Origin of the sequence: Flagellimonas sp. (assembly GCF_965233845.1) — a bacterium.
Classification (GTDB): Bacteria; Bacteroidota; Bacteroidia; order Flavobacteriales; family Flavobacteriaceae; genus Flagellimonas.
Genome location: NZ_OZ247584.1, coordinates 726,881 through 750,769 on the forward strand (window position 1 = coordinate 726,881; position 23,889 = coordinate 750,769).

A 23,889-nucleotide genomic window follows, 5' to 3' on the forward strand; every position below is an offset into this window, starting at 1 on the left:
ACTTTCAACTTTACTACAATTTTGATGTAGCCTTAGATTTGTAGGTTGATGCCGAAAAGGTGTACTCCTGTAAGTGGAAGCTTCATTGCAGGCGCACTGTCCAAATGGATTTCATAGGGGACTAAACTTGCTATGCGCTAGGACAATATATTTATTTTTATAAATTTGTATGATGTATGACAAATTTTAAATTTAATGTTTGAACCCATTGAAAAACGCGAATCACTGAGCGGGCATGTGGAGGCTGAATTGACCAAGGCCATTAGAATAGGCCAATACCAGCCTTTGCAAAAAATACCTACTGAAAACGAGCTGTGTTCCATTTTTAATGTGAGCAGAACAGTGGTCAGGGAGGCAATAAAGGGACTCAATGCCAAAGGGATTGTTGATGTAAGAAAGGGAAGTGGGGTTTATGTTTCAGAAATGAGTATCCAGAATGCTTCCGAGACCTTGAACTTATTCTTTGGCCTCTCCTCCAATCAGGATGTACTATTGCATACCATAGATTCCCGTGCCATGATAGAACCCATGATTGCTTCAAAATCAGCGGTGATTCGAAAGGAAAAACATTTGGATCAGCTTCAGGAGAATATGGAAAAAATGCGGAAATGTCCATTGGAGGATAAAAGGGAAGAAGCTGAATTGGACAATCAATTCCATAGAATCATCCTTGATTGCATTGATAATCCAGTACTTCATCTGTTGATAGATCCTATTTTCAATTTGATGCCAAAATTTAAGCTCGGTGTTTTTGGTAAGACGATTGCAGGGAATTTAGAGGAGGAAAAAAACAAATTACTGTATTACCATCAACAGATCACTGATGCCATTATTGGGAAAGATCCGTTAAGAGCGGAAAGTTTTATGAAGGAGCATTTAAAAGTCACGCGTGAAAACTATATAAAAGCACTGCAACCATGAAAGGATTTGTCACTTTTGGTGAGATCATGTTACGACTTACGCCTGCAATAAAGGGTGGTAAATTATCCATGGCTCCCGAATTTTCTGTGGGTTATGCTGGGGCAGAATCCAATGTTGCGGTTTCCCTCGCCTGTTTGGGAAATCAAGTTGATTTTGTAACTAAGGTTCCCGACAATCCCATAGGTAATGCTGCCTTAATGAGTCTCAAACAATTTGGGGTTTCCACAGAAAATGTACTTGTAGGAGGTAAGCGAATGGGAACCTATTTTATTGAATTGGGCTCCTCCATTAGACCATCCAAAGTAATCTATGACAGAGAGCATTCCGCCATTAGCCAAGTAAAATCCGGAGAATTTGATTGGAAATCCATATTAAAGGACAAGAAGTGGCTCCATCTTTCAGGAATTACACCTGCCTTGTCGCCTCAGTGTGCAAAGGAAACCATATGGGCTGCAAAAACTGCCAAAGAAATGGGAATCAAAGTCAGTTTCGATTTAAACTTTAGAAGATCATTATGGCAAAATGGCAAAGCAGCTAGGGAAGTATTTAATTCCATAATGGCAAGTTCAGATACCGTTTTTGCCAATCTGGGGGCATTGGCAGATGTATACGATCTGGAGTTTTCAGGAAATAATGTGGTAGAACGTACAAAAGAAGCTATGAAGGTTGCCAATGGCTTATTTAATGTCAACCATTTGGTATTTACTATCCGGGAGCACGACTCGGCTTCCCAAAACAAGCTGATGGGAATGCTCTGGTCAAATGCTGAAATAACAACATCCAAACCTTACAGTGTGCAGATTGAAGATCGTTTTGGTACCGGTGATGCCTTTGCGGCAGCTTATTTACATGCCATTGACAAGGGTTGGAATACCGATACGAGCATAGAGTTTGCGACGGCTGCTTTTGCATTGAAACACACCTTAAAGGGAGATTTGCACACAAGCACCGAAGAAGAAATACGCTCAATTATGAATGGCAACTTATCTGGGCATGTGATACGATGAAAAAAGAAGAGATTGTACAACAGTTACTGGAAGAAAAGCTCATTTCCATTGTTAGACTTAAAAATGGGCGGGATACATCCAAGGTCATTGATGCTTTGGTTCAAGGAGGAATCAAGGTATTGGAAATTACCTCGAACACTCCTGGTTTTGAAAAGGAAATTGCCGACGCTAGTAAGAAGTATCCCAATATTTTGATTGGTGCTGGGACGATTACAAACACGGAACTCGCATTAAAAGCCATAAAGACAGGAGCCCAATTTTTGGTGACCCCGAATACCAATAAAGAAGTAATGGATGAAGCGACCAAGGCCAATATTCCTGTTGTCATGGGGGCTTTGACTCCAACGGAAATTGCCAATGCGGTAGCTTATGGAGCGGATATCATAAAGCTGTTTCCTTCAGATCAGCTGGGTGTTTCGTACTTCAAATCACTGAAAGGGCCCTTTTCAGACACCAAGTTCTTTGCCGTAGGTGGAATAGGAATGGATAATTTGGAACATTGGTTCAAGGCAGGAATTGATGGTGTTGGCGTTGCAAGTACTTTGGTTAAAAAGGAGATAAATATGCAAGAAGATTTGAGCGAAATTGTCGGTAAGGCGCAACAATTCGTTGCAGTTACAAAGAAATATGGACGCATTACAGATTGAAAAAGTAGAGCTCTTCAAGGTTCCACCGCGTTGGTTGTTTTTGAAAATAACCACTAAGGAGGGCATTTTTGGGTGGGGAGAACCCGTTGTTGAAGGTAGGGCGGACACCGTGGCAGCATGCGTAAATGAACTTTCACAATACCTAATAGGGCGTTCCGCCCATGCGATTGAAGACATTTGGCAGACCTTGTATAGAGGTGGATTTTACAGGGGCGGGCCCATTTTGATGAGTGCCTTGGCTGGAATTGATCAGGCATTATGGGATATCAAGGGAAAATCATTGGGTGTTCCTGTCCATGAATTGTTGGGAGGTGCTGTCCGACAGAAGATGAAAATGTATTGTTGGATTGGTGGTGATAGCCCGGAAGTAGTCATTGAGCAAGCCCAATCCAAAGTGAAGGAAGGATATAAGGCGGTAAAAATGAATGCTACGGGAGCTTTCGAGTGGATTGATTCCAATAAAAAAATAAAAGATGTGGCCAAAAACATCCAGTTGTTGCGGCAGGAGTTTGGGGATACACTCGATATTGGCCTTGATTTCCACGGAAGGGTACACAAAGGCATGGTAAAGCCACTGATTGATGAGTTGGCACCCTACAACCCCATGTTTATAGAAGAACCTGTGTTGACCGAAAACAACGATGCGCTGGATTATATATACGCCTATAGCTCTATTCCTATTGCCACAGGGGAACGCATGTATTCCAGATGGGATTTTAAAGAAGTGCTTCATCGTGGGGTGGTTGATATTATCCAACCCGATCTTAGCCACGCAGGGGGAATTTCGGAGGTTCGTAGGATTGCGGCCATGGCAGAAGCTTATGATGTGGCCCTGGCACCCCATTGCCCCTTGGGCCCTGTCTCTTTAGCTTCGGCATTGCAGATAGATTTTGCATGTATAAACGCTGTTATTCAAGAAAGTAGCTTGGGCATTCACTATAACCAAGGATATGACCTTTTGGACTATATGGAAAACCCAGAGGTTTTCGCCTTGGAAGATGGGTATATCCCATTGCTCAAAGAACCTGGCCTGGGAGTGCGTATTGATGAGGAAAAATTAAAGGAGGCCCAAAAAATTGGACATCAATGGAGCAATCCTATTTGGAGAAACCAAGATGGAAGTTTTACCGAATGGTAATATTCCCTCAACATGATGCAATATGAAAAATCAAAAACAACTTCATCTTAAACATTGACTATGCTGTATATCGTTGCATTGTTGCTTGCTTTGGCTTTTATCATTTTGGGAATTGTAAGACTTGGTATCCATCCTTTTTTTGTGCTCTTGCTGGCTGCCATTGGATATGGCTTTTTGGCGGGAATGGATGTTTCTATGATCATCGCTTCCATTAACGATGGCTTTGGCGGTATCATGGGCAAAATTGGATTGATCATATTTTTTGGGGTGGTTATTGGCACCATTTTGGAAAAATCGGGTGGAGCACTTGTCATTGCCAACTCCATTTTAAAATGGATTGGGGAAAGATCTATTCATCTGGCCATGATGCTAACGGGCTACGTGTTGTCCATTCCTGTATTTGCCGACAGTGCTTTTCTGATGATGAATTCTTTGAACAAGGCATTGTCCCACAAAGCAAAGGTCTCCTATGCCGGAACCACTGCGGCTTTGGCTTTGGGTTTAACGGCAACCCATGTAATGGTTCCCCCAACTCCAGGCCCCATTGCGGCGGCAGGTATTTTGGATGCCCAATTAGGCAGTGTGGTTTCTTGGGGAATTTTGGTGAGCTTGTTGTCATTAAGTACATGCTATCTTTTTGCGAAAAAGGTGGCATCAAAAATTACAATCCCGTATCGTTTGGAACGCATTGAAAATCCATCATACCTCCCCAAATTATGGAAATCGATGCTCTCGATAGTTGTGCCGATTTTGCTTATCGTTTTAAAATCAATTTTTGATTATCCCGAACTGGGATTGCAGGAAAGCTCGTTCTATCCCATCGTTTCTTTTTTGGGCACTCCCATGATTGCCCTGTTGATAGGAATTATCCTCACCTTGCTGCTGCCTGAAAAATTGGATAAAAAAATCTATGCCGCTTCTGGTTGGTTAGGGGATTCGGTAAAAATTGCCGCCCCTATTCTTTTGATTACCGGTGCTGGTGGAATATTTGGGAAAATGCTCCAGAATTCTGGAATGGCAGAAGTAATAACAGAAAGCCTGTCCGATGTTCAAATAGGCCTGTTTTTCCCATTTCTTTTGGCGGCTTGTCTAAAGACTACCCAAGGCTCCTCCACAGTGGCCCTCATAACCACAGCGTCCATTGTAGCACCCATTTTACCTGCTTTGGGGTTGGATGCACCCTTTATGAAAACCATGACCGTTCTGGCCATCGGGGCCGGATCTGCAGTGGTTTCCCATGCCAATGACAGTTTCTTTTGGGTATTTACGGAACTCACTGGGATGAACGTGCGCCAAGGTAACCAGATTCAGACAGCAGGAACTTTGGTTTTAGGGGTTACTGCCATGATTATTGTTTTTCTGATTTCCTTGATTGTAATCTGATACATCCCGCTGTGACAACATGATGGAGCAAAACTTTTTAGATAATCCAATATGAATTAGATATGAAAATACACCTGTTTAGTGGATTATCAATAGCTTGTGATGTTTGTCTGGTCGAGCGCAGTCGAGACCAGCTAAAGAATCGGTTTTATTAAGGCTTCTCGACTGCGCTCGAAGTGACAATCGCCTATTAAAAGGATATTTAACCGCATAAACAGCTATTTCTTTTATTGGGCCGATATCAATTTACATATTCACAAACTCGTAGCCAGAAAGGGGGATGTTTCTTAAATCGAATTCAGTCTCATTCAATAGAATTCCATGCTCCAAATAGGCTTTTAGGTTGGCCAGCCAAAAAGTCCACCCATTGCTGCACCCATGATGTATGTTGAGCTTGCTGGTCTCATCTGTAGGGATTTGGTGTTGTTTTAAACTGACCAATACTGCCGTTTCATGCTGTTCCAAAGAAACAGAAACTTTGCTGTCCGCAAAGGAGATTTCCAAAAAATCGCTCCCATTCGCCTTCAACACTGTCCCTTTTTCCTCTCCGTCCCAGTTATGCCACATCCAAGTGTAACTGTCCCCAGCCTGAACCTGTTCTTCCGGTTTACGCTGTTCCCCGTTGGTGGATGTGTAAACAGCGGAACGCAAAAACCAGGAGCAAATTCCCGCTTCAGTACCCCAGCACCAGTAAAGCTTTTCCATGGTGGACTTTATATAAATCTTCTTGGTGAAGCTGTCAAACGTAAGTTGGCTCATCGTTTCCGTTTTAATTCTTGTTGATAAAGTTCCCTTCCCAATTGTGCTAAAAATGGGATTCCAATCTCGTCGTATTCGTAGGCATTATCATTAAAGATACCATCTTTATTAACCAAAATGGTGGCAGTTACCAGAAAATCAATGTCGTTTTGCTCATCTTTTATGTAGGCACAGTCGGTCAAGGTGCCGTAAGCGTAACCCACTTTGTTGTAGATTTTAATGTGATCTGGAATGGGGTCTGTGGAATCCCCAAACATGAAGAATTTTACATAGCTATCATAGAATTTCTCCGAATCGTACCCCACATCCCCAGGAAGCATATGCATAGCGTCAAGCAGAAGCTGCCGTTGCTCGGAGCTTAGATTGAAACGCTCTTCCACAACAAAACTTTCAGGAAATATGATTCGTTTTAATAGCGCGTGTTGGGCTTTTATTGGATAATAGTTTTTCAAAGAAAAGTCAAAGGCACCATTTTGGAGTCCCTCGTCATCGTAGTACCCACTTCCCTTATGGACGCGTTTGATTGTAAGTTCCTCTGGATAAGTATTTATGATGGGTCGACTAAGGGATGTGGTAGAATCGTTAAGGTATATGACCAAGGATTTTGTGGTAATCTCATCGGCATTTGAAGTGGAAAGGCGGTGCGCAATTCGGATGGGTTCCACCCCTCTTTTTTCCATTCGTTGGTTCAGCTGATCCTGACCCAAAAACTCCAGCAATCGATTGTTGGCCGCATTGTCCGAAACAGCAAAAATCTCAGAAACAGCTTTGGCAAAAGTGGTCTCCACAGAATCTCCTTCCACATAAAAACGGGTGTTCACGGAAAGGGAATCAATTTCATTGATTTTTTCCAGAGCGGCTACCGCCGCTGGAAACTTGACCGTACTTGCCGGATAAAAATAATTGTCTTCATCCACCTGAAAGTCGTAATCGGTAAAAATAACGCTGTCCTGTACGCGGTCTATTTGGGTATATCTTATTTGCACCTCAAACTGCTCCAAACTGTCCATCACCATTTTAATTTTGGGGTTATCCGAAGCAAGAACCACATCGAGCATATTGACCTTGGAATCTCCCTCACAGGAAACGAAAAGCACCGAAAGCAACAGAACGGAGGCAATTACCTTATCAAAGATTGAAATTTTAGTATCCATCCAAATACACTTCTCCCCTGTGGGGTTTTAGAATGTCCTTTACTTCCGGTAGCTCAAACTCGGCAACCACCATAAAGGTGATGCTATGGGTGGGACTCAAATGCTTATGTCCCGTAATGTCAAACTTGAGCTCTTCGATCACAATAAATTCTTCCAAATGTTTGCGGTAGTGTTCGGCTGTTCGCGCTGCCCCTGGTCCCCTAAAATCCCAAATGAGCTTGATTTTTCTGTCCAGTACCTTATCCATTGTCCAGAACTGATTTTCCTGTTTCTGCAAAAGCCTTAAAATCTTCCAGATACTTTAAAGACTGTTTTTTGAATGCGCCGGGCATCAGAAACGCCATCAATTTCATACCAAAACCAGAGAACTGAAACTCACTTTCCGAAACCCAGAGGGTTTTTCCGTCAACTTCCTTAAAATAATTCTTTTGGATGTTGTGTACCCCTTTGGTATCATAAGTCATGTGGAATTCATCCGGAAGGTTGCGCTTTAAAATAGTTTCGACCATTTCAAACTCCCGTTTTCCCATTTTATATCGCAAGGACATCTGGGAACCTTCTGTACCAGGTTTGTCAGATAAATGTTCATAGCCCAAAAGCCCCCGTTGCCAATGTTTCATATTATCGGGATTGTCCAATTTTTCAATAAATGCATCCCGTGGAAGATCAATCGTAATTTCACAAGTGTATTTCATCGGTATAGGTTCTGCTACTAATGTAATAAATTAAATAGTGGGGATTGGCTAATAAAAATCTGTTAACAGGGATATAACCTGCTTGTAAGGGTTTAAGTAATTGTTATTTTTGCGCAATGCATGGTTTTCAAAAGCATACTTTATTCTCATTTTTGATATCCAGCCTATTGGTTCTCACTTCCTGCGATTCACTGTTCAGGAAAAAAGTGGAAAAAGAACCATTGGCCAGAGTAGGGGAGAAATTTTTGTACAGGGAAGATGTGGCTCCCCTGATTCGGGATGACATGTCGCCCCAGGATAGTGCCTTATTCGTGACCAACTACATTAATAATTGGGCTTCCAAACAATTGTTGCTATCCAAATCCAAGATTAACCTACCCGAGGAAAAATTGGCAGAGTTTGATCGTCTGGTTTCCGATTACAGGTCCGATTTATATACTAGGGCGTATGTGGAAGCTTTGGTGTTCAAGGAGCAAGATACGGCTGTTTCCACTACGCAGCTTAGACAATATTACGAAAGGGAAAAAGAGAATTTTAAGTTGGGCGAAAAACTGGTTCAACTGCGATTTGTTGGGCTACCTGCCCAATTCTTGGATAAGGACGATGTGGTTTCGAGAATGAAAGCATGGAGTGAGGAGGATCGGATTTATCTGGATTCCATTGCGGTGCAGTTCAAGAAAATCCATTTTAATGATTCTATCTGGGTAAGTACCTCACGTGTAATGGAGGAAATCCCGCCTTTGAATCCGATGAATGAAGAGGACTACTTAAAAAAATCACAATTTTTTGAATTACAGGATTCCTTGGAGGTATATTTGGGACAGGTTACTGATGTCCTGGAAATTAATGATATAGCTCCTTTTGAGTATATTTTACCTGATATTAGACAGCTAATTTTGAACCGTAGGAGAATGCAATACGTTAGAAAGCTGGAAACTGAAATAATTGACGAAGCCATAAAGAAGAACGAATTTGAGGTATATGAAAAAGATGAATAAAAAAGTATTCGGCCTACTGTTTTTTGCAATTGCCGGAATCCTTAACGCACAGGATGCCGATCAGGCACTGCAGGCCACAACGGATTCGACTGAGGCCGTTAATCGGGTAAAGTTGGATGGAATTGCAGCGGTAATTGGGGATTACGTGATTTTGGATTCCGATGTGGAGAAAACCTTGATCGATTTAAAAAGTCAAGGGGCATCCACCGAAGATATTACCAAATGCAGCCTTTTGGGCAAGTTGATGGAAGACCGTTTATATGCCCACCAAGCGGTTCAGGATAGTTTGCTGGTTTCCGATGATCAGGTAAATGCGCAGAGTGATAGACAGATTCAGCAGTTGGTAGCCCAAGTTGGGTCAATGGAAAAAGTGCTTAAGTTCTATAAGAAACCTGATATTGAAAGTTTTAGGGAAGAACTCTTCGAAATCAATAAGTTGCGCATGCTGTCTGAAAAGATGCAGAGCAGTATTGTGGAAGAACTGGAGGTGACCCCAGAAGAGGTGAGACAGTTCTTTAGCAAGATTCCGGAAGATGAATTGCCTGTTTTTGGTGCGGAACTTGAAATTGCACAGATAGTAAAACAACCTACGGCACCCGAAGAGGAAAAACAAAAGGTTATAGACCGTTTGAAACAGATCAAACAGGATGTGGAGGACAATGATGCCAGTTTCAATGTAAAGGCCATTCTTTATTCCCAAGACCCAGGTTCCAAGTCCAAGGGAGGTTTTTATAGTATGACCAGGGAAACCCCATTTGTAAAGGAATTTAAGGATGTGGCCTTTAGCTTGCAGGAAGGGGAAATATCCGAACCTTTTGAATCCCCTTTTGGATACCATATCATCTTTATTGAAAAAATAAGGGGACAGGAACTGGATCTTAGACACATTTTAATGATTCCTGAAATTCCGCAAAGTGCCATTGATGCAGCCGTCAAAGAATTGGACAGTATTCGCCAACACATCATGGACGGAAAATACACCTTCGCAGAGGCGGCCCTGAACTTTTCCGATGAAAAAGAGACCAAAAACGATGGTGGTGTACTTCGAAACCCCATCAACTATGGCTCACGGTTTGAATTGACCAATATGGATCCCGCGCTGTACAACCAGGTACGAAATCTAAAGGACGAAGAAATTTCCAGACCGATAAAGGAAGATGATCCCAGGGGAGGCCCTCCCAAATTTAAGATCATGAAGATTTCCAATCGCTATGACGAGCACAAAGCAGACTTTGCAAAGGACTATCTCAAAATTCAGGAATTGGCCCTGCGTGAAAAGCAGTTCAAGGCCATAAAGGAGTGGATGGATGAGCACATTGAAGATACCTACATCCATGTTAACAACGAAAACAGGGAGTGCGATTTTGCAAACAACTGGGTAAAGGAGTAAGTGCATGTCAGACGTTGCAGCGGTAGAAAGTCTCGTAAAAAAACATCAAGAATTAAAAGATGAGATTGCCAAGGTTATTGTAGGCCAGGAAAAGGTGATCGAGCAAATTTTACTTTCCATATATACCGGCGGGCACTCGCTGTTGATAGGCGTTCCTGGTTTGGCCAAAACCTTGATGGTAAATACCATTGCGCAAACTTTGGGTCTGGATTTTAAACGAATCCAGTTTACCCCGGATTTAATGCCCAGTGATATTTTGGGGAGTGAGGTACTGGACCAAAACAGAAATTTTAAGTTTATCAAAGGACCCGTTTTTGCCAATATCATTTTAGCGGATGAAATCAACCGTACCCCACCCAAAACCCAAGCAGCGTTATTAGAGGCCATGCAGGAAAAGGCGGTGACCATAGCAGGGGAACAGCATAAGCTTGCCATGCCTTATTTTGTGTTGGCAACCCAAAACCCAATAGAACAAGAGGGAACCTATCCTTTACCGGAAGCTCAATTGGACCGATTTATGTTTGCCATTGAGCTCAAATATCCATCCATCGCAGAAGAAATCCAGGTTGTCAAGTCCACTACTTCCGATGAGCATCCAGAAATAAACTCGCTTTTTAACGCCGAAGAAATTGTGGCGGTACAACACTTGGTACGGAGAATTCCCGTGCCCGACAATGTCATCGACTACACCGTGAACCTGGTGAATAAGACCCGTCCTGGAATGCCAAACACCTCAGATTTTATAAACACCTATGTGGATTGGGGGGCAGGACCAAGGGCATCCCAAAATTTGGTCTTGGGAGCGAAAGCACATGCTGCGATCCATGGAAAATTCTCACCGGATATAGAAGATGTCCAAGCTGTGGCGATGGGAATCCTACGCCATAGAATTCTCAAAAACTACAAAGCGGAGGCCGAAGGCATTTCTGAGGAGAAAATCATCTTGGAATTGTTATAAATACAATATTCTCTCGACTTATTTGCTAAATTCTAATTCCTAAATCGTAGGTATTTTAGTAAATTAGCCGAATTACAAAAATCTTAAATCCAATTGCAGAATGGCGTTTGACATTGACATGATCAAGGGGGTATATGCCTCCATGGGTGAGCGCATCGAGAAGGCCCGCGACTTAGTGGGAAAACCGTTGACCCTAGCTGAAAAAATATTGTATTCCCATTTGTGGGAAGGAACACCCACAAAACAGTTTACAAGAGGCAAGGACTATGTGGATTTTGCTCCTGATCGGGTAGCTTGCCAGGATGCAACCGCCCAAATGGCCTTGTTGCAGTTTATGCATGCCGGTAAACCCAAGGTTGCCGTGCCCACAACAGTACACTGTGATCACCTTATCCAGGCCAAGGTCGATGCCAAAACGGATTTGAAACGTGCCAACGAAACCAGTAATGAGGTATTCAACTTTTTGGAATCCGTATCCAATAAATATGGAATTGGATTCTGGAAGCCTGGAGCAGGAATTATCCACCAAGTGGTTTTGGAAAACTATGCATTTCCAGGAGGAATGATGATTGGAACCGATTCGCATACCGTAAATGCAGGTGGTTTGGGAATGGTAGCCATTGGAGTTGGCGGAGCTGATGCTGTGGATGTAATGGCTGGAATGGCTTGGGAATTGAAATTTCCAAAACTGATCGGTGTAAAATTGACCGGAAAACTATCCGGTTGGACCGCTCCCAAGGATGTAATTCTAAAAGTTGCAGGTATTCTTACCGCAAAAGGGGGAACAGGGGCCATTGTTGAATATTTTGGAGAAGGAGCCACCGCTATGTCCTGTACCGGTAAGGGAACCATTTGTAATATGGGGGCCGAAATTGGGGCCACCACCTCTACCTTTGGTTATGACGAGTCCATGGACCGCTATTTGCGTGCAACGGATAGGTCGGATGTGGCGGATGCCGCATTGGAAGTGAAAGAACACCTTACAGCGGATCCCGAAGTGTATGCAAACCCAGAGCAATATTTTGATCAGCTAATAGAAATTGATTTAAGTACCTTGGAACCTCATTTGAACGGTCCGTTTACTCCGGATTTGGCGACGCCAATTTCCCAAATGAGTGAGGCCGCCAAGGCCAATGACTGGCCTTTGAATGTGGAGGTGGGTCTTATCGGATCTTGTACCAACTCTTCCTATGAGGATATTTCGAGAGCGGCTTCCTTGGCTAAACAAGTTGCAGATAAAAACTTAAAGACCAAATCCAAGTTCACGATCACTCCTGGATCGGAGCAAGTTAGATATACTATTGACCGTGATGGATTTATTGACACCTTCAACAGTATTGGGGCAACCGTATTTGCCAATGCCTGTGGCCCATGTATCGGGATGTGGGACAGATATGGAGACAAGGCTGCAGAAGGTCCTAGAAACACCATTGTGCACTCCTTCAACAGAAATTTTGCCAAGCGTGCCGATGGAAACCCAAATACACTTGCATTTGTAGGGTCGCCAGAATTGGTTACCGCAATTGCTATTTCGGGTCGACTGGATTTTAACCCGGTAACGGATAAATTGATCAATGAGGATGGGGAAGAAGTGATGTTGGATGAACCAAGAGGCTATGAATTGCCACCTGAAGGTTTTGCTGTGGAAGATGCTGGATTCATTGCTCCCATGGAAGACGGAAGTGGAGTTCAGGTCGTGGTATCGCCAACTTCTGAAAGATTGCAGTTGTTGGAACCTTTTGTTCCAATTTCCATTGAGAGCCTGCAAGGTGTAAAATTGTTGATCAAGGCTTTTGGTAAATGTACTACGGACCATATTTCCATGGCTGGACCTTGGTTGAGGTATCGGGGGCATTTGGATAATATTGCCAACAATACCTTGATTGGTGCGGTAAATGCCTTTAATAAGCAGACCAATTTTGTGAAGAACCAGCTTACAGGAGAATATGGGGCAGTTCCAGATGCGCAGAGAGCCTACAAGAAAGAGGGGATTAGAACCATAGTTGTGGGTGACCATAATTACGGGGAAGGATCATCTAGGGAACATGCTGCAATGCAACCAAGACATTTGGGAGTTGCTGCTGTTTTGGTGAAATCCTTTGCGAGGATTCACGAAACCAATTTGAAGAAGCAAGGGATGTTGGCTCTGACTTTTGCCAATGAAAGCGATTACGATTTGATTCAAGAAGATGATACCTTCAATTTTGTGGATATCGCCGATTTCACTCCAGGTAAACCTTTAACTTTGGAAGTGGTTCATGCAGATGGTAGCAAAGACAATATCATTGCAAACCATTCCTATAATGCTTCCCAGATTGATTGGTTCAGGGAAGGTTCTGCCTTGAATATGATCAAAAAGGAAAATGCTTAAAATAGTTTTACTTTAAATATGAAAAACTCCTGATTTTATGTCAGGAGTTTTTTAGTTTTGAGACAAACCCATCGAAATGAAAAAAGGAACTAGAAAGACCATCATCAACGTTATTCTGATTCTTTTTGTGCTTTCCTTTTTTTTTGGTCCTACGGGTCATTACGGCAAAGTGTGGCTGAATAGGATATTTGCTTCCTCACCACCCATCATTGAGGCTTCCCAAAGGGAAAAACTTGGGGACTATGACTGGAAATTGAAAGATGCCGAATGGAATTTTTTCAATTTTGAGCAATCCAAGGGAAAAGTGGTCTTCATCAATTTATGGGCCTCATGGCGATTGCCCAGTGAAGCAGAGCTTGCCAGTATCCAAGAAATGTATGATGCTTATAAAGGAAAGATGGATTTCTATATCATTACCAATGAGAATAGGCCTCCGGTTGAGGAATTTATGGAAAAACATGAATACACCTTTCCAGTGACCTATTTGATCATTGGCGAAAAAATGCCCATAAATCCCGATGTGGTTCCCGCTTCATATGTGATTGATAAGTCAGGCAATGTTGTCATTTACAAAGAGAAGATTGCGGATTGGAGCAATGATAAAGTGTACACGCTCCTGGACACTTTGATAGCGGAATAGTGGAATTACCATGAAGTTGAGCAAGGAACAAATTAGCAATGGAATCTGGATTTTGGCCATTATCCTGATTCTATTCACTCCCATTGGATTTCATCTTCGTGTTTTAACGGGTAAACTGTTTTCGGGCAATGCTGGTGTTATTGCCGAAGATGAACGGGAAACTCTGGAAAATTACCACTGGAACTTGGTGGATTTGGATGGCAATCAGCTCAATTTTGAACATACCCGCGGAAAAGTGGTGTTGGTCAATTTTTGGGCTACTTGGTGCCCTCCTTGTGTTGCAGAACTCCCAAGCATGGACAGACTTCATGCTGCATATAAGGACAAAGTGGTGTTTGCATTTGTTGCCAATGACAAGAAAGAAAAAGTGCAATCTTTTTTGGCCAGGCGGGAATTTGACCTTCCCGTGTATTTTGAAACTTCCCGCACACCTGACTTATTGGTATCGCGAAGTATTCCTGCAACCTTTATTCTGGATAAATCGGGAGCTATTGTGGTTAGAGAAATTGGAGCCGTCCAATGGGATTCCGAAGAGACCATGAAGTTATTGGATCAGCTGCTGGCCGAGTGATTTTATTTCTTGAAGTATTTAAATGGTACTACCAACATCCCAAAACATTCCCCATCTTCCTTGCCCAAATGTTTGTGGTGAATCTTATGGGCACGACGAACTCCTCGGGCATACCAATTATTGGCGTTTCTGAACCATTTAAAACGTTGGTGAATGAAAATATCGTGCACCATAAAGTAAGCAATACCATAGGCCAAAATACCAAAACCCAAGGGCCAGCCGTACCAAAATTCGGTTTCCGCTCCCAGATAGAAGCAGACCATGCTTACAATGGCATAGAAAATAAAAAAAGCGTCATTGCGCTCAAACCAAGAGCCGTGGTCCTTTTTGTGATGATCTTTATGCAAACTCCATAGAAAGCCGTGCATCACATATTTATGTGTAAACCAGGCCATAAATTCCATAATGGAAAAAGTTCCTAAAAAGATCAATATCCAAAGGGCAATCTTCATTTAGAGCAGTTGGAGTTTATAATTTACATACGACTGGGCCAAAAGTCCCAACTTTTGATAATCTGGAACACGGATCCGGGTGTTCTTAATTTCCAGGGGAGGTGTGCCCTGTAGCTTCTGAAGCAGTTTTTTGTAGTACTTATATGCGGTATAAACCCCAAATTTAGCTTCTTTGGGAAGCTTAAGGATTCCCGAGTAGGCCATGGCAAAATCGGCTCTAATCTCATCCACAATCCGTTTTTTGGAGGCCTCATCCAGCTCCATCAAGTTGGTGTTGGGAAAATAGGTGCGCTCCAAATCTTCAAAATCCGCTTTTAGATCACGCAGAAAGTTTACTTTTTGAAAAGCCGAGCCCAAAGCCATGGCATATTCCTTGAGTTCCTCATATTTTGCCTGATCTCCGTTCACAAAAACACAGAGGCACATAAGTCCAACTACATCTGCAGACCCATAAATGTACCCTTTGTATTCCTCAAAACTCTGATAGTCTTTTTTGGTAAGGTCCAAGCGCATGCTGTTCATGAATGCCTCTACCAAATGATGGGGGATATCGTATTTGTGATAGGTGTGCTGAAAAGAATTCAATATGGGGTTTAGGCTAATTTTTCGCTCCAAGGCCAATTCCATGTCCCTTTCAAACTGATCGAACAAAACCTCTTTGTCATAATCGTGAAAAGTGTCCACAATTTCATCAGCAAAACGCACAAACCCATAAATATTGTAAATGTCCTTTCGAATGGAAGGTGCCAACATTTTTGTGGCCAGGGCAAAGGAAGTGCTATAAGTCTTGGTTACAATCTTACTGCAATCCCTGGAGACATCATCAAAAATAGATTTCATTGCTTTAAGTTTTTGGTTAACAGATTTGCCACCAATTTTCCAGAAATCAAGGACGGTGGTACTCCTGGACCAGGAACCGTAAGCTGACCTGTGAAAAACAAGTTTTTTACCTTGCTGCTTTTAAGATTTGGTCTTAAAAAAGCTGTTTGTTTCAGAGTATTGGCCATTCCATAGGCATTGCCCTTATAGGAATTGTATTGCTCAATAAAATCCTTAACACAGAAGCTCTCTTTAAAGATAATGGAATTTCTTACTTCTTGGTCCGTCAAAGATTCAAATCTATCCATAACAATATCAAAATATTGAGCCCTCAGTTCGGCAGTGTCCTCTAAATTGGGTGCAATGGGAACAAGGAAGAATCCTGTCTCATTGTCTTTGGGAGCCATGGTTTCATCCGTTATGGAAGGAAAGTTGGCATAGAACAAAGGGTCACTGGGCCATTGGGGTTCATCGTAGATTTCCTGGGTGTGCCGTTCAAAATCCGTGTCAAAAAAGAGATTATGGTGATAAACGTTTTTCAATTTTTTGTTGAATCCCACATAGAATAATAGGGCCGAGGGTGCATAGGTACGGGTATCCCAATAGGTTTCGGAATATTGCCTATATTTTTTATCCAACAAGGTTTCGGAGTGATGGTAGTCAGCACCGCTTATCACATAATCGGAAGTCAGGTTGGCACCATTGCTACGGACACCACAGATTTTTCCATCGAGTACCAAAATTTTTTCCACTGGGTGATTGGTTCGAATTTTGACCCCGAGTTCTTGGGCCAACTGCACCATGGCCTTAATGATTTCATACATACCACCCTTGGGATGCCATGTTCCCAGACCGAAATCCGCAAAATTCATAAAGCTGTAAAAAGAAGGGGTCTTGCTGGGCTTGGCTCCCAAAAACAACACGGGAAACTCTAAAGTAGAGATCAATTTGGGGTTTTCAAACCGCTTCCGCACCTCTTGACTTATGCTCTTGAAAAATTGGTCCAACCGAAGTACCGTATCCTTGGTCACCAACTCAAAAGGGGAAATACCAGGCTTTAAGACTACTTTGTTAATGGCAATATTGTAATTCTCCTGAGCTTTTTTGATAAAACTTCGTAGGTGATTCCCGCTGCCGCTTTCAATACGGTCAAATTCAAGACAAATTTGGTCCATACAGTCACCAATGGTGACGCTATCGTCCTTAAAGAAGATTTTATAGGCCGGACTTAACTTTTCCAATTGGTAATAATCGGATGGTTTTTTGCCAAAATCTGCAAAGAAGTTTTCAAAAATGTCTGGCATCCAATACCAACTGGGACCTATATCGAAAGTGAACCCCTCTTTGACTAATTGTCTTGCCCTGCCTCCAACCGTAGCGTTTTTCTCCAGAATTTCCACTTCCAGACCAGCTTTAGCCAGATAACAGGCCGCGGATAGGGAAGAGAAACCAGAACCAATGACAATGACCTTCATAGGATTGGTTTTTATATGGATTCCATTAATTGTTCAATGGAATTGAAGGTCCTTATATGTTGGGGAAGTTCTTCATCGGTAATGTACCTTATTTGATGTCCCAGGACCCAAAGTTTGGAATTACCCGAATCTCCAAGAGTTTCCGAAAACTTGTTGAAATAGGCAGATAAATCATCTTTGGTTGGGGAAACCGTGAAATAACTTACAAAATGGACATTGTCGTAATACTTCAGCAAGTCCACCAAATTTTCAATGGGCATGGTCTGGCCCAAATAAATAGACTTGTACCCCCTCAAATTAATTTCATAATTGAGATAGAGCAATCCAATTTCATGGATTTCGTTCTCGGGAAGAAACAGGGCAAAAACCTTATCCCTTTTGGTAGGTTCCAGCATTTGCAATTTTTCCGTATTGATATGGATTTTTTGTTTGATCAAGTGGGAAATAAAATGTTCATGAGCCGGGCTAATGGTGTCCGTTTGCCACAGGAGTCCCAATTCGTTCAATAAGGGAATCAATACTTCACTAAAAATGTCCTTAAAGGAACGATCGGCCAAAAGGCTGTTGTACGTATTGAGAAAAAGTACTTGGTCAAAATTGACCATGGCCAGCTTAAACGCATTGACCGCATGATCCTTTTCACTGGTATTGGAAACAATTTCCCGAACCAAAACGGGAATCTTGGTTTCTTCCAGTTTGGCAATTTTTGAAATTTTATATCCATTATTATACAACAGGGTCACATTCAACAGCTTTTGCAAGCTGGCTAAACTATACGTCCTAATGTTGGTACTTGTCCGTTCAGGAGTAAACAAATTGTATCTCTTTTCCCAGATTCGGATGGTGTGAGCCTTAATTCCAGACAAATTTTCCATGTCTCGAATGCTGAAAGATTTTTTTACATTGTTCATCTTTTTCAGGTAAAGGTTAAACAAATTTACAATTAAAATGGAGCCATCCTAATAAATGAGCGGAAATTTTAGGAGTAATTTAGGGATTGAAGACGGGTTGGGAGCATTGTATAGGAGGTGCTGGAAACAAAAAAACCGCATAAAATGCGGTTTTGTGCCCACGACTGGAGTCGAACCAGCACGTCCTTTCGAACACTACCCCCTCAAGGTAGCGTGTCTACCAATTCCACCACGTGGGCGTTCAGGAATTGCACTAAAAAATGTGAGCGCAAATATCGGTAAAAATTAGCTTGCCATGCAAGCTTGGGTTCTTTTTTGATTAGGTCAATAAATTTCCATTTTCGTCCCATTCGGCCAAGGTGCCACGCTTGCTTTGATCTACACATTTGGCCAACCAATCCTCATCATACGAAACCCCGTGTTGTTGAAGCACATGCTCGGGCACTCCATCCCAAACGTTGGGCGAATTCCCTTTGTAACCCAGTTCATCTATCCCAATCTTGGTAGTGTAATATCCGGTGAGGGTCAGGTTTCGCATCAAGGAGAAGAATTGAATCTCCAAGGGCCTTTCGGCCTCGGGAACGGTGATATCTGGAAAAGCAATGGTATCCAAAATGCTCTTCTGTTGCTCCTCTGACGCTGCAATGAATTCCATATTGAATTCTGTGTTGCATTTATGATCAAGCCACATTAAGCCCCCACGAAGGGTAGGTTGGTAGTCTGGAATATCCTTGACCATGAACTCAATAAAATCCGGAACTTCGGCATCCAATGCTCCTTTGAGCCCATCTTCTGCGGGCAGGATCAGGTTGCAAAGGGCGGCAATGGTGGTCATCTCATGCGCATTGAAGAAAGTTTCGGATAAAAGCTCCTCAATAGCTTCCTGTTCCTTGGGCGTTCTCCCGTAGGCATATTTCTTAACGGTCAAGGTTTCCTCCGCAGTTGCCTCCGGTTTAGGGTTACATCCATGGACGGCCAATCCACTGGCCACACCTCCAAGGAGTATTGACTTTAGACTTTTTCTTCTATCCATGGTTAAATATTTTGTTGTTTAAGTTGCTCTACAATATAGTCTGATGTTCTCCAAGAGAGGGCCAAAATGGTCCAGGTTGGATTCTTATCCGCTTGGGATACAAATGGGCCTGCATCAACAATAAAAACATTATCAACGTCATGCAGTTGTTGGTGACTGTTGACCACTGAGGTTTTCTTATCGTCTCCCATTCGGGTTGTACCTACCTCGTGAATGATCTCACCAGGAACCAAAATACCATAATTGGTATCCTTGCCCGGTTTTCCGCCTAAAGGTTCACCCCCCATGTTATGCATGATCTCCTCAAACGTATCGTGCATGTGTTTCACCTGCTTGATCTCATGGTCCGTCCATTTATAATTGAATTTGAGGACGGGAACGCCAAATTCGTCCACTTTGGTAGGGTCAATTTCGCAGTAGTTGTCTTTTTGGGCAACCGACTCACCTCTGCCCGCCATTCCAATTACGGAGCCGTAGTATTTCTTGATATCCTTCCGCAGTCCGTTTCCATACCCACCCACAGGTAATCCAAAGAAGGAATTAAAATCGTTCACATTGAATCCAAATCCGTAGCTGGGCATGCCCAAACCACCCCACATTTCAATGTGGTATCCCCTAGGGAAATCCAGTTTTTCATTTTCCAACCACCAGGGGGTATATACGTGCATTCCGCCCACACCGTCTTCATTGTACGTCTCACGGTTCATCAGGTCGGGAACAAATGCCATTCTGTTGGTTCCTGTTGAATCGTGTAAATATTTACCCACGATATCGCTACTATTTCCCAGACCGTTGGGATGCTGGCTACTTTTGGAATTGAGCAGTATTCTGGCGGAACTACAGGCCGAGGCGGCCAAAACCACTATTTTCCCTCTGAGTTTATATTCCTTTCGGTCTTCTTTGTTGATGTAGGAAACACCGGTAGCCTTACCTTCTTCGTTGGTAGTGACTTCCCTGACCATGCAATTGACAAACAAATCTATTTGCCCGCCATTTTTTTGAGCTGGGAATATCAAACATGTTCCTGCCGAGAAATCCGCATATACCTGACACGCTCTGGAGCATTGTCCGCAATAAAAGCATACACCTCTATCGTTATTTATTTTTTTGGTCAACATGGACATCCTGGATGGATAAACAGGAATGTTGGATTTTCTTGCTCCTTTGATGTAAAATAATTCATGCAGCCTAGGTTTTGGGGGAGGAAGGAAGAATCCATCAGGGTCATTGGGCAAACCCTCATTGGTGCCAAAAACCCCAATTAGCTTATCTACTTTATCGTAGTATGGTTTAACATCATCGTAGCCAATGGGCCAATTGTCTCCAAGCCCATCAATGTTCTTTCTTTTAAAATCCTTAGGGCCAAAACGCAGGGAAATTCTGCCCCAGTGGTTGGTTCTCCCTCCCAGCATGCGTGAACGGAACCACTTGAAATCTGTACCTTCTTCTTTAACATAGGGTTCCCCTTCAATTTCCCATCCGCCATAGGCAGAATCAAAATCCCCAAAGGGCCTAACGGTACTGGCCCCTCGCCTGGGCGATTCATGTGGCCATTTCAATTGGGTCATTTGTTCTGGATCGGCTGGATCAAAATAGGGGCCCGCTTCAACTACGGCTACTTTTAATCCTGCTTCGGAAAGTATTTTTGTAGCCATTCCGCCGCCGGCACCCGAGCCTACAATAATCACATCATAGACCGTGGAATTTTCAATTATTTGCATAGGTTGGAAGTATTTGTCCAACAAAGTATAAAAATATGATGAAGCAGCTGCGTTTTTTTCGCTTTTTGACAGCTAAACTAAAATTAGTGACAAAAAACGATGGAAGTAGGGTGCTAAAAATCTTTTCTTTTTGCCTTGTGAACCATTCTCCAAACAGGAAGTATGGTCCAGATCATCAAGACACCCATGGAGATGATAAAACCAAAATTAGTCCCAAAAAACTTCTTGAAAACGGCTCCCGTGTATCCCAAAAGCGCAGAAATGTCCAGTTTTAGAAGAATCAAGGTACGGGAAAGGTCAATAGGATTAAGCATGGTGGATACCAAGGAAAAAGTATCCAAGGGATATTCTTCAAAAATGATCAGCGAAATCAGAAAAATGCCATCATAGATCACAGCCAAGAACAACCACAATAGTACAGCGTATCCAAAGCCTTTGATTTTATTTTCATTGGACAGCGCAATATTAAAGGCCAAGGCCGTAAAGATGAAGGTGAGAAACGCCCCAGTCACCAAAAGGAGCGAAAAATCCCAAATAGCATTGCTCTTTAATAAACCGTAGAGGGTAAAGGGAATACCCAATCCCAACACCAAGCTCATTGCCAAGGAGCCCGAAACTCCCAGATATTGCCCTAAAAAAATGGAAGTTCTTTTGATGGGCTGTGCCAATAAGAGTTCGGTGAATTCCTTGGAATTGTAGTAATACATGACACCGAATATGGTAGCAATCAAGGGCACTAAGACAATGATAATGTTCATTAAGGTTATTACCGCTTTGCTTACATCATTGTTCAAAAAAAGCAAGACAAAACCCAGAAGCAGATAAAAAATAAAGTACACATAGCTCCAGCGGCTGCGCATGAGGTCGTAAAAACTATATTTTAGAATTTTAAGCATGTTGAGACTGGGTTGCAATGGCCGCAATGGCGTGTTCAATGTCTGTTTGTTCTGTTTTGCTCTTTAATTGGGCTAGGCTGCCTTTAAAATATATTTTCCCTTCAAGTAGATAAATGATTTCGTCAGCCACCTCTTCCACAAATTGGAGGATATGGGAGGTAATTAAAATGGTTTTACCTTTTTTCTTTTCTTCCTGAATCAATTTTTTTAGATTGATCAAGGCCAAAGGATCTAATCCAGTGGTGGGTTCATCCAAGATGAGCAGTGGGGAATCAAACATAAAGGATAAGACAATATTTACTTTTTGTTTGGTTCCGCCAGAAAGGGTGGTCAGTTTTTTATCCAGGAAGTCCTCTAGCTTAAACAACTCAATGAGTTCATCTGCCCTGTTGGGCTTTTGCCTAAGATCTACGATCATCTTGATCAGTTCCCTTACTTTGAGATTGCCTGGGAAATTTGCAATCTGAGGAAGATAGTTGATTTCTTTGCGATAGTTCCAATTGGTTTTGATGGCGCTGCCCAGCACCGAAATGCTTCCTTTATCCATGATCACCATTCCCAGAATACTTTTGATCAGGGTAGTTTTTCCCGAACCATTGGGCCCGAGGATGGCAAAAATACCGCCCCCGTCAATGTCTAGATCAAGCTTGTCCAGTACTTGGGTTTTACCAAATTTTTTATGAAGGTTAGCTACTTGGATCATTGCAGTTTTTTCATTAATGGACTATTGTCCCTTAAATTATCTGGGGTGAAAACTGGGGACACTTTTTCGGAAAAATCGATGATATCCATAAAAAGGCTACGCAGCAATACTATGGTTTCAGGGGTTCTATTGACAATGTACGAAAAGAGTTTTACAGGTCTGTACGGTACATCGCCAACCCCGTTCTTATCCAAATCATAACCGGTATAGTTGCTCCAATAATTACCACTGAAAGAATTGTCGTTCAGTTTACTGTTATAGCTAACATCAAAGGAGTTGTACAAGAAGTTATTGGATGAAAAAACATTGCCATAGCAGGCCCCTCGGACTTTTAAAGCCCACCCGTTGTTTACAAAGTCATTTTCTTTATAATCAATACGGTTGGAACCTTCAATACTGATACCCACGGTGTTTTCTTCAAACGTATTGCCAATGATCTCAGAGTCGTTGATTTCCTTTAAAAGCATTCCGAAGGAGGCCGAACCCCAGTTTTTCTTGAAGGTATTGTTGTACATTTTTATTTTCTTGGAAAACATGACGGCCACACCAGCACCGTTGTTCTCGAAGGTATTGTCTTGGTATAAATCGTCATTGGAGAACATAAAATGAAGGCCGTAACGTACATTGTTGGTACTGATATTGTTCTTGATGACGATTTGATCGGAAAACTCCAAATAGATGCCATCCCTTACATGCTGCACAATATTCTGCTCAACGGATACATTGTTGCAGTACCAGAGCTGTATACCGTTCCCAGAGTTAAATTCTTCCACGGCGTCTCCAATAATTTTGTTATGGTACACTCGGCCGTCAGTGGATTTTTCCAAATAAATGCCAAAAAAGAGCTTTTCCAAAACCACATTTTGTATGAGGAAGTTTTTGCTTTTCACCACGCGTATGGCAGCATAATCTGATGTGTAACTTGTTCCCACGTTGATGATGAACAATCCATCTATGGTGACATCGTCAGAAGTAACGGTGAATATTTCCCCTTGGTCTTCGCCATCAACAACCGGGTAATCTTTACCTATGATGGTCAATGGTTTGTCCACAATGATATCAAACTCTAAATAGGTCCCCTTTTTGATCAGCAAGGTGTCATATGCTTGCGCTTGCTCAATTCCTTGTTTGATGGATTTAATAGGGCATGTGGAACAGATTTCCAAGGTTGATCCATAGGAAGTTGCTCCATATACCATATAAAGTATCAAAAGAAGTCTGCTACAAGCTTTCATGATTGAAATCGG

Annotated in this window: 24 protein-coding genes and 1 tRNA gene; 11 read left to right on the plus strand and 14 right to left on the minus strand. The window is 42.4% G+C overall.

The genetic code is table 11. From position 1 onward, the window contains the following. The first annotated feature begins 195 nt into the window (after window positions 1-195). Genes ACO6S0_RS03265 through ACO6S0_RS03285 form a run of 5 tightly spaced genes read left to right on the plus strand, consistent with a single transcriptional unit; the run spans window position 196 to window position 5,096 of the window. On the plus strand, window positions 196-921 hold the full coding sequence (locus ACO6S0_RS03265) for a FadR/GntR family transcriptional regulator (RefSeq protein WP_422350593.1): 726 nt from the start codon (window positions 196-198) through the stop codon (window positions 919-921). Further along, window positions 918-1,928 (plus strand): PfkB family carbohydrate kinase, encoded by a 1,011-nt coding sequence (locus ACO6S0_RS03270; RefSeq protein ID WP_422350594.1) that lies wholly within the window; start codon window positions 918-920, stop codon window positions 1,926-1,928. The genes ACO6S0_RS03265 and ACO6S0_RS03270 overlap by 4 nt, the downstream gene beginning before the upstream one ends. After that, window positions 1,925-2,575, plus strand: coding sequence for a bifunctional 4-hydroxy-2-oxoglutarate aldolase/2-dehydro-3-deoxy-phosphogluconate aldolase (locus ACO6S0_RS03275; protein WP_422350595.1), 651 nt, complete (start codon window positions 1,925-1,927; stop codon window positions 2,573-2,575). The genes ACO6S0_RS03270 and ACO6S0_RS03275 overlap by 4 nt, the downstream gene beginning before the upstream one ends. After that, window positions 2,556-3,713 (plus strand): galactonate dehydratase, encoded by a 1,158-nt coding sequence (gene dgoD / locus ACO6S0_RS03280; protein ID WP_422350596.1) that lies wholly within the window; start codon window positions 2,556-2,558, stop codon window positions 3,711-3,713. The genes ACO6S0_RS03275 and dgoD overlap by 20 nt, the downstream gene beginning before the upstream one ends. 60 nt (window positions 3,714-3,773) lie before the next feature. After that, window positions 3,774-5,096, plus strand: a complete 1,323-nt coding sequence (locus tag ACO6S0_RS03285) for a GntP family permease (RefSeq protein ID WP_422350597.1) — start codon at window positions 3,774-3,776, stop codon at window positions 5,094-5,096. 246 nt (window positions 5,097-5,342) lie between these two features. Here ACO6S0_RS03285 and ACO6S0_RS03290 read toward each other — a convergent pair whose 3' ends face one another. The 4 genes from ACO6S0_RS03290 to ACO6S0_RS03305 are packed head-to-tail and all read right to left on the minus strand — an operon-like array spanning window position 5,343 to window position 7,704. Beyond that, the gene (locus ACO6S0_RS03290; RefSeq protein ID WP_422350598.1) at window positions 5,343-5,855 is read right to left on the minus strand and encodes an SRPBCC family protein; all 513 of its coding nucleotides are present in this window, start codon (window positions 5,853-5,855) and stop codon (window positions 5,343-5,345) included. Next, window positions 5,852-7,009, minus strand: coding sequence for a serine hydrolase (locus ACO6S0_RS03295; RefSeq protein WP_422350599.1), 1,158 nt, complete (start codon window positions 7,007-7,009; stop codon window positions 5,852-5,854). Before ACO6S0_RS03295 ends, ACO6S0_RS03290 begins: the two co-directional genes overlap by 4 nt. Continuing rightward, window positions 6,999-7,256: a hypothetical protein gene (locus ACO6S0_RS03300; protein WP_422350600.1), complete on the minus strand. Its 258-nt coding sequence runs from the start codon at window positions 7,254-7,256 to the stop codon at window positions 6,999-7,001. The genes ACO6S0_RS03295 and ACO6S0_RS03300 overlap by 11 nt, the downstream gene beginning before the upstream one ends. After that, window positions 7,249-7,704, minus strand: coding sequence for an SRPBCC family protein (locus ACO6S0_RS03305; protein WP_422350601.1), 456 nt, complete (start codon window positions 7,702-7,704; stop codon window positions 7,249-7,251). Before ACO6S0_RS03305 ends, ACO6S0_RS03300 begins: the two co-directional genes overlap by 8 nt. 206 nt (window positions 7,705-7,910) lie before the next feature. On the opposite strand from ACO6S0_RS03305, the gene ACO6S0_RS03310 reads away from it, so the two are divergent. From ACO6S0_RS03310 to ACO6S0_RS03335, 6 genes are all read left to right on the plus strand, one after another. Beyond that, window positions 7,911-8,702, plus strand: a complete 792-nt coding sequence (locus ACO6S0_RS03310; protein ID WP_422350602.1) for a peptidyl-prolyl cis-trans isomerase — start codon at window positions 7,911-7,913, stop codon at window positions 8,700-8,702. Beyond that, window positions 8,686-10,092: a peptidylprolyl isomerase gene (locus tag ACO6S0_RS03315; protein WP_422350603.1), complete on the plus strand. Its 1,407-nt coding sequence runs from the start codon at window positions 8,686-8,688 to the stop codon at window positions 10,090-10,092. The genes ACO6S0_RS03310 and ACO6S0_RS03315 overlap by 17 nt, the downstream gene beginning before the upstream one ends. A 4-nt stretch (window positions 10,093-10,096) precedes the next feature. After that, window positions 10,097-11,050 (plus strand): AAA family ATPase, encoded by a 954-nt coding sequence (locus tag ACO6S0_RS03320; RefSeq protein ID WP_422350604.1) that lies wholly within the window; start codon window positions 10,097-10,099, stop codon window positions 11,048-11,050. 100 nt (window positions 11,051-11,150) lie between these two features. Further along, window positions 11,151-13,421 (plus strand): aconitate hydratase, encoded by a 2,271-nt coding sequence (locus ACO6S0_RS03325; protein WP_422350605.1) that lies wholly within the window; start codon window positions 11,151-11,153, stop codon window positions 13,419-13,421. Window positions 13,422-13,497: 76 nt separating this feature from the next. Beyond that, entirely contained in the window at window positions 13,498-14,061 is a 564-nt protein-coding gene (locus ACO6S0_RS03330) for a TlpA family protein disulfide reductase (RefSeq protein ID WP_422350606.1), read from the plus strand. A gap of 10 nt (window positions 14,062-14,071) precedes the next feature. Continuing rightward, a complete protein-coding gene (locus ACO6S0_RS03335) occupies window positions 14,072-14,632 on the plus strand; it encodes a TlpA family protein disulfide reductase (protein WP_422350607.1) in 561 nt (186 codons plus the stop codon). A 2-nt stretch (window positions 14,633-14,634) separates the two neighbouring features. Here ACO6S0_RS03335 and ACO6S0_RS03340 read toward each other — a convergent pair whose 3' ends face one another. The 10 genes from ACO6S0_RS03340 to ACO6S0_RS03385 all read right to left on the minus strand — a co-directional run bounded on the left by ACO6S0_RS03340 (window position 14,635) and on the right by ACO6S0_RS03385 (window position 23,841). After that, on the minus strand, window positions 14,635-15,084 hold the full coding sequence (locus tag ACO6S0_RS03340) for a beta-carotene hydroxylase (protein ID WP_422350608.1): 450 nt from the start codon (window positions 15,082-15,084) through the stop codon (window positions 14,635-14,637). Continuing rightward, the gene (locus ACO6S0_RS03345) at window positions 15,085-15,924 is read right to left on the minus strand and encodes a phytoene/squalene synthase family protein (protein ID WP_422350609.1); all 840 of its coding nucleotides are present in this window, start codon (window positions 15,922-15,924) and stop codon (window positions 15,085-15,087) included. After that, window positions 15,921-17,378, minus strand: coding sequence for a phytoene desaturase family protein (locus ACO6S0_RS03350; RefSeq protein WP_422350610.1), 1,458 nt, complete (start codon window positions 17,376-17,378; stop codon window positions 15,921-15,923). Before ACO6S0_RS03350 ends, ACO6S0_RS03345 begins: the two co-directional genes overlap by 4 nt. 11 nt (window positions 17,379-17,389) lie before the next feature. Next, on the minus strand, window positions 17,390-18,289 hold the full coding sequence (locus ACO6S0_RS03355) for a MerR family transcriptional regulator (protein WP_422350611.1): 900 nt from the start codon (window positions 18,287-18,289) through the stop codon (window positions 17,390-17,392). 155 nt (window positions 18,290-18,444) lie between these two features. Next, window positions 18,445-18,528: transfer RNA gene (locus ACO6S0_RS03360), tRNA-Leu, on the minus strand. An 80-nt stretch (window positions 18,529-18,608) separates the two neighbouring features. Beyond that, the gene (locus tag ACO6S0_RS03365; protein WP_422350612.1) at window positions 18,609-19,322 is read right to left on the minus strand and encodes a gluconate 2-dehydrogenase subunit 3 family protein; all 714 of its coding nucleotides are present in this window, start codon (window positions 19,320-19,322) and stop codon (window positions 18,609-18,611) included. A 2-nt stretch (window positions 19,323-19,324) separates the two neighbouring features. Continuing rightward, window positions 19,325-21,043: a GMC family oxidoreductase gene (locus tag ACO6S0_RS03370; protein WP_422350613.1), complete on the minus strand. Its 1,719-nt coding sequence runs from the start codon at window positions 21,041-21,043 to the stop codon at window positions 19,325-19,327. 113 nt (window positions 21,044-21,156) lie between these two features. Next, entirely contained in the window at window positions 21,157-21,939 is a 783-nt protein-coding gene (locus tag ACO6S0_RS03375; protein ID WP_422350614.1) for an ABC transporter permease, read from the minus strand. Next, complete coding sequence (locus ACO6S0_RS03380; RefSeq protein WP_422350615.1) at window positions 21,932-22,642, minus strand: ABC transporter ATP-binding protein; 711 nt, start codon at window positions 22,640-22,642, stop codon at window positions 21,932-21,934. The genes ACO6S0_RS03375 and ACO6S0_RS03380 overlap by 8 nt, the downstream gene beginning before the upstream one ends. Next, on the minus strand, window positions 22,639-23,841 hold the full coding sequence (locus ACO6S0_RS03385; RefSeq protein WP_422351789.1) for a nitrous oxide reductase family maturation protein NosD: 1,203 nt from the start codon (window positions 23,839-23,841) through the stop codon (window positions 22,639-22,641). Before ACO6S0_RS03385 ends, ACO6S0_RS03380 begins: the two co-directional genes overlap by 4 nt. Window positions 23,842-23,889: the final 48 nt, after the last annotated feature.

Excerpts from the sequence above, each read along its gene's own strand:
- ACO6S0_RS03385 (WP_422351789.1), bottom strand. The coding sequence starts at position 23,841 with ATGGTATATGGAGCAACTTCCTATGGATCAACCTTGGAAATCTGTTCC.
- ACO6S0_RS03355 (WP_422350611.1), bottom strand. The coding sequence starts at position 18,289 with ATGAACAATGTAAAAAAATCTTTCAGCATTCGAGACATGGAAAATTTG.
- ACO6S0_RS03380 (WP_422350615.1), bottom strand. The coding sequence starts at position 22,642 with ATGATCCAAGTAGCTAACCTTCATAAAAAATTTGGTAAAACCCAAGTA.
- dgoD (WP_422350596.1), top strand. The coding sequence starts at position 2,556 with ATGGACGCATTACAGATTGAAAAAGTAGAGCTCTTCAAGGTTCCACCG.
- ACO6S0_RS03300 (WP_422350600.1), bottom strand. The coding sequence starts at position 7,256 with ATGGATAAGGTACTGGACAGAAAAATCAAGCTCATTTGGGATTTTAGG.
- ACO6S0_RS03315 (WP_422350603.1), top strand. The coding sequence starts at position 8,686 with ATGAAAAAGATGAATAAAAAAGTATTCGGCCTACTGTTTTTTGCAATT.
- ACO6S0_RS03335 (WP_422350607.1), top strand. The coding sequence starts at position 14,072 with ATGAAGTTGAGCAAGGAACAAATTAGCAATGGAATCTGGATTTTGGCC.
- ACO6S0_RS03290 (WP_422350598.1), bottom strand. The coding sequence starts at position 5,855 with ATGAGCCAACTTACGTTTGACAGCTTCACCAAGAAGATTTATATAAAG.
- ACO6S0_RS03345 (WP_422350609.1), bottom strand. The coding sequence starts at position 15,924 with ATGAAATCTATTTTTGATGATGTCTCCAGGGATTGCAGTAAGATTGTA.
- ACO6S0_RS03350 (WP_422350610.1), bottom strand. The coding sequence starts at position 17,378 with ATGAAGGTCATTGTCATTGGTTCTGGTTTCTCTTCCCTATCCGCGGCC.
- ACO6S0_RS03305 (WP_422350601.1), bottom strand. The coding sequence starts at position 7,704 with ATGAAATACACTTGTGAAATTACGATTGATCTTCCACGGGATGCATTT.
- ACO6S0_RS03320 (WP_422350604.1), top strand. The coding sequence starts at position 10,097 with ATGTCAGACGTTGCAGCGGTAGAAAGTCTCGTAAAAAAACATCAAGAA.
- ACO6S0_RS03340 (WP_422350608.1), bottom strand. The coding sequence starts at position 15,084 with ATGAAGATTGCCCTTTGGATATTGATCTTTTTAGGAACTTTTTCCATT.
- ACO6S0_RS03365 (WP_422350612.1), bottom strand. The coding sequence starts at position 19,322 with ATGGATAGAAGAAAAAGTCTAAAGTCAATACTCCTTGGAGGTGTGGCC.
- ACO6S0_RS03285 (WP_422350597.1), top strand. The coding sequence starts at position 3,774 with ATGCTGTATATCGTTGCATTGTTGCTTGCTTTGGCTTTTATCATTTTG.
- ACO6S0_RS03330 (WP_422350606.1), top strand. The coding sequence starts at position 13,498 with ATGAAAAAAGGAACTAGAAAGACCATCATCAACGTTATTCTGATTCTT.
- ACO6S0_RS03295 (WP_422350599.1), bottom strand. The coding sequence starts at position 7,009 with ATGGATACTAAAATTTCAATCTTTGATAAGGTAATTGCCTCCGTTCTG.
- ACO6S0_RS03275 (WP_422350595.1), top strand. The coding sequence starts at position 1,925 with ATGAAAAAAGAAGAGATTGTACAACAGTTACTGGAAGAAAAGCTCATT.
- ACO6S0_RS03270 (WP_422350594.1), top strand. The coding sequence starts at position 918 with ATGAAAGGATTTGTCACTTTTGGTGAGATCATGTTACGACTTACGCCT.
- ACO6S0_RS03375 (WP_422350614.1), bottom strand. The coding sequence starts at position 21,939 with ATGCTTAAAATTCTAAAATATAGTTTTTACGACCTCATGCGCAGCCGC.
- ACO6S0_RS03370 (WP_422350613.1), bottom strand. The coding sequence starts at position 21,043 with ATGCAAATAATTGAAAATTCCACGGTCTATGATGTGATTATTGTAGGC.
- ACO6S0_RS03325 (WP_422350605.1), top strand. The coding sequence starts at position 11,151 with ATGGCGTTTGACATTGACATGATCAAGGGGGTATATGCCTCCATGGGT.
- ACO6S0_RS03265 (WP_422350593.1), top strand. The coding sequence starts at position 196 with ATGTTTGAACCCATTGAAAAACGCGAATCACTGAGCGGGCATGTGGAG.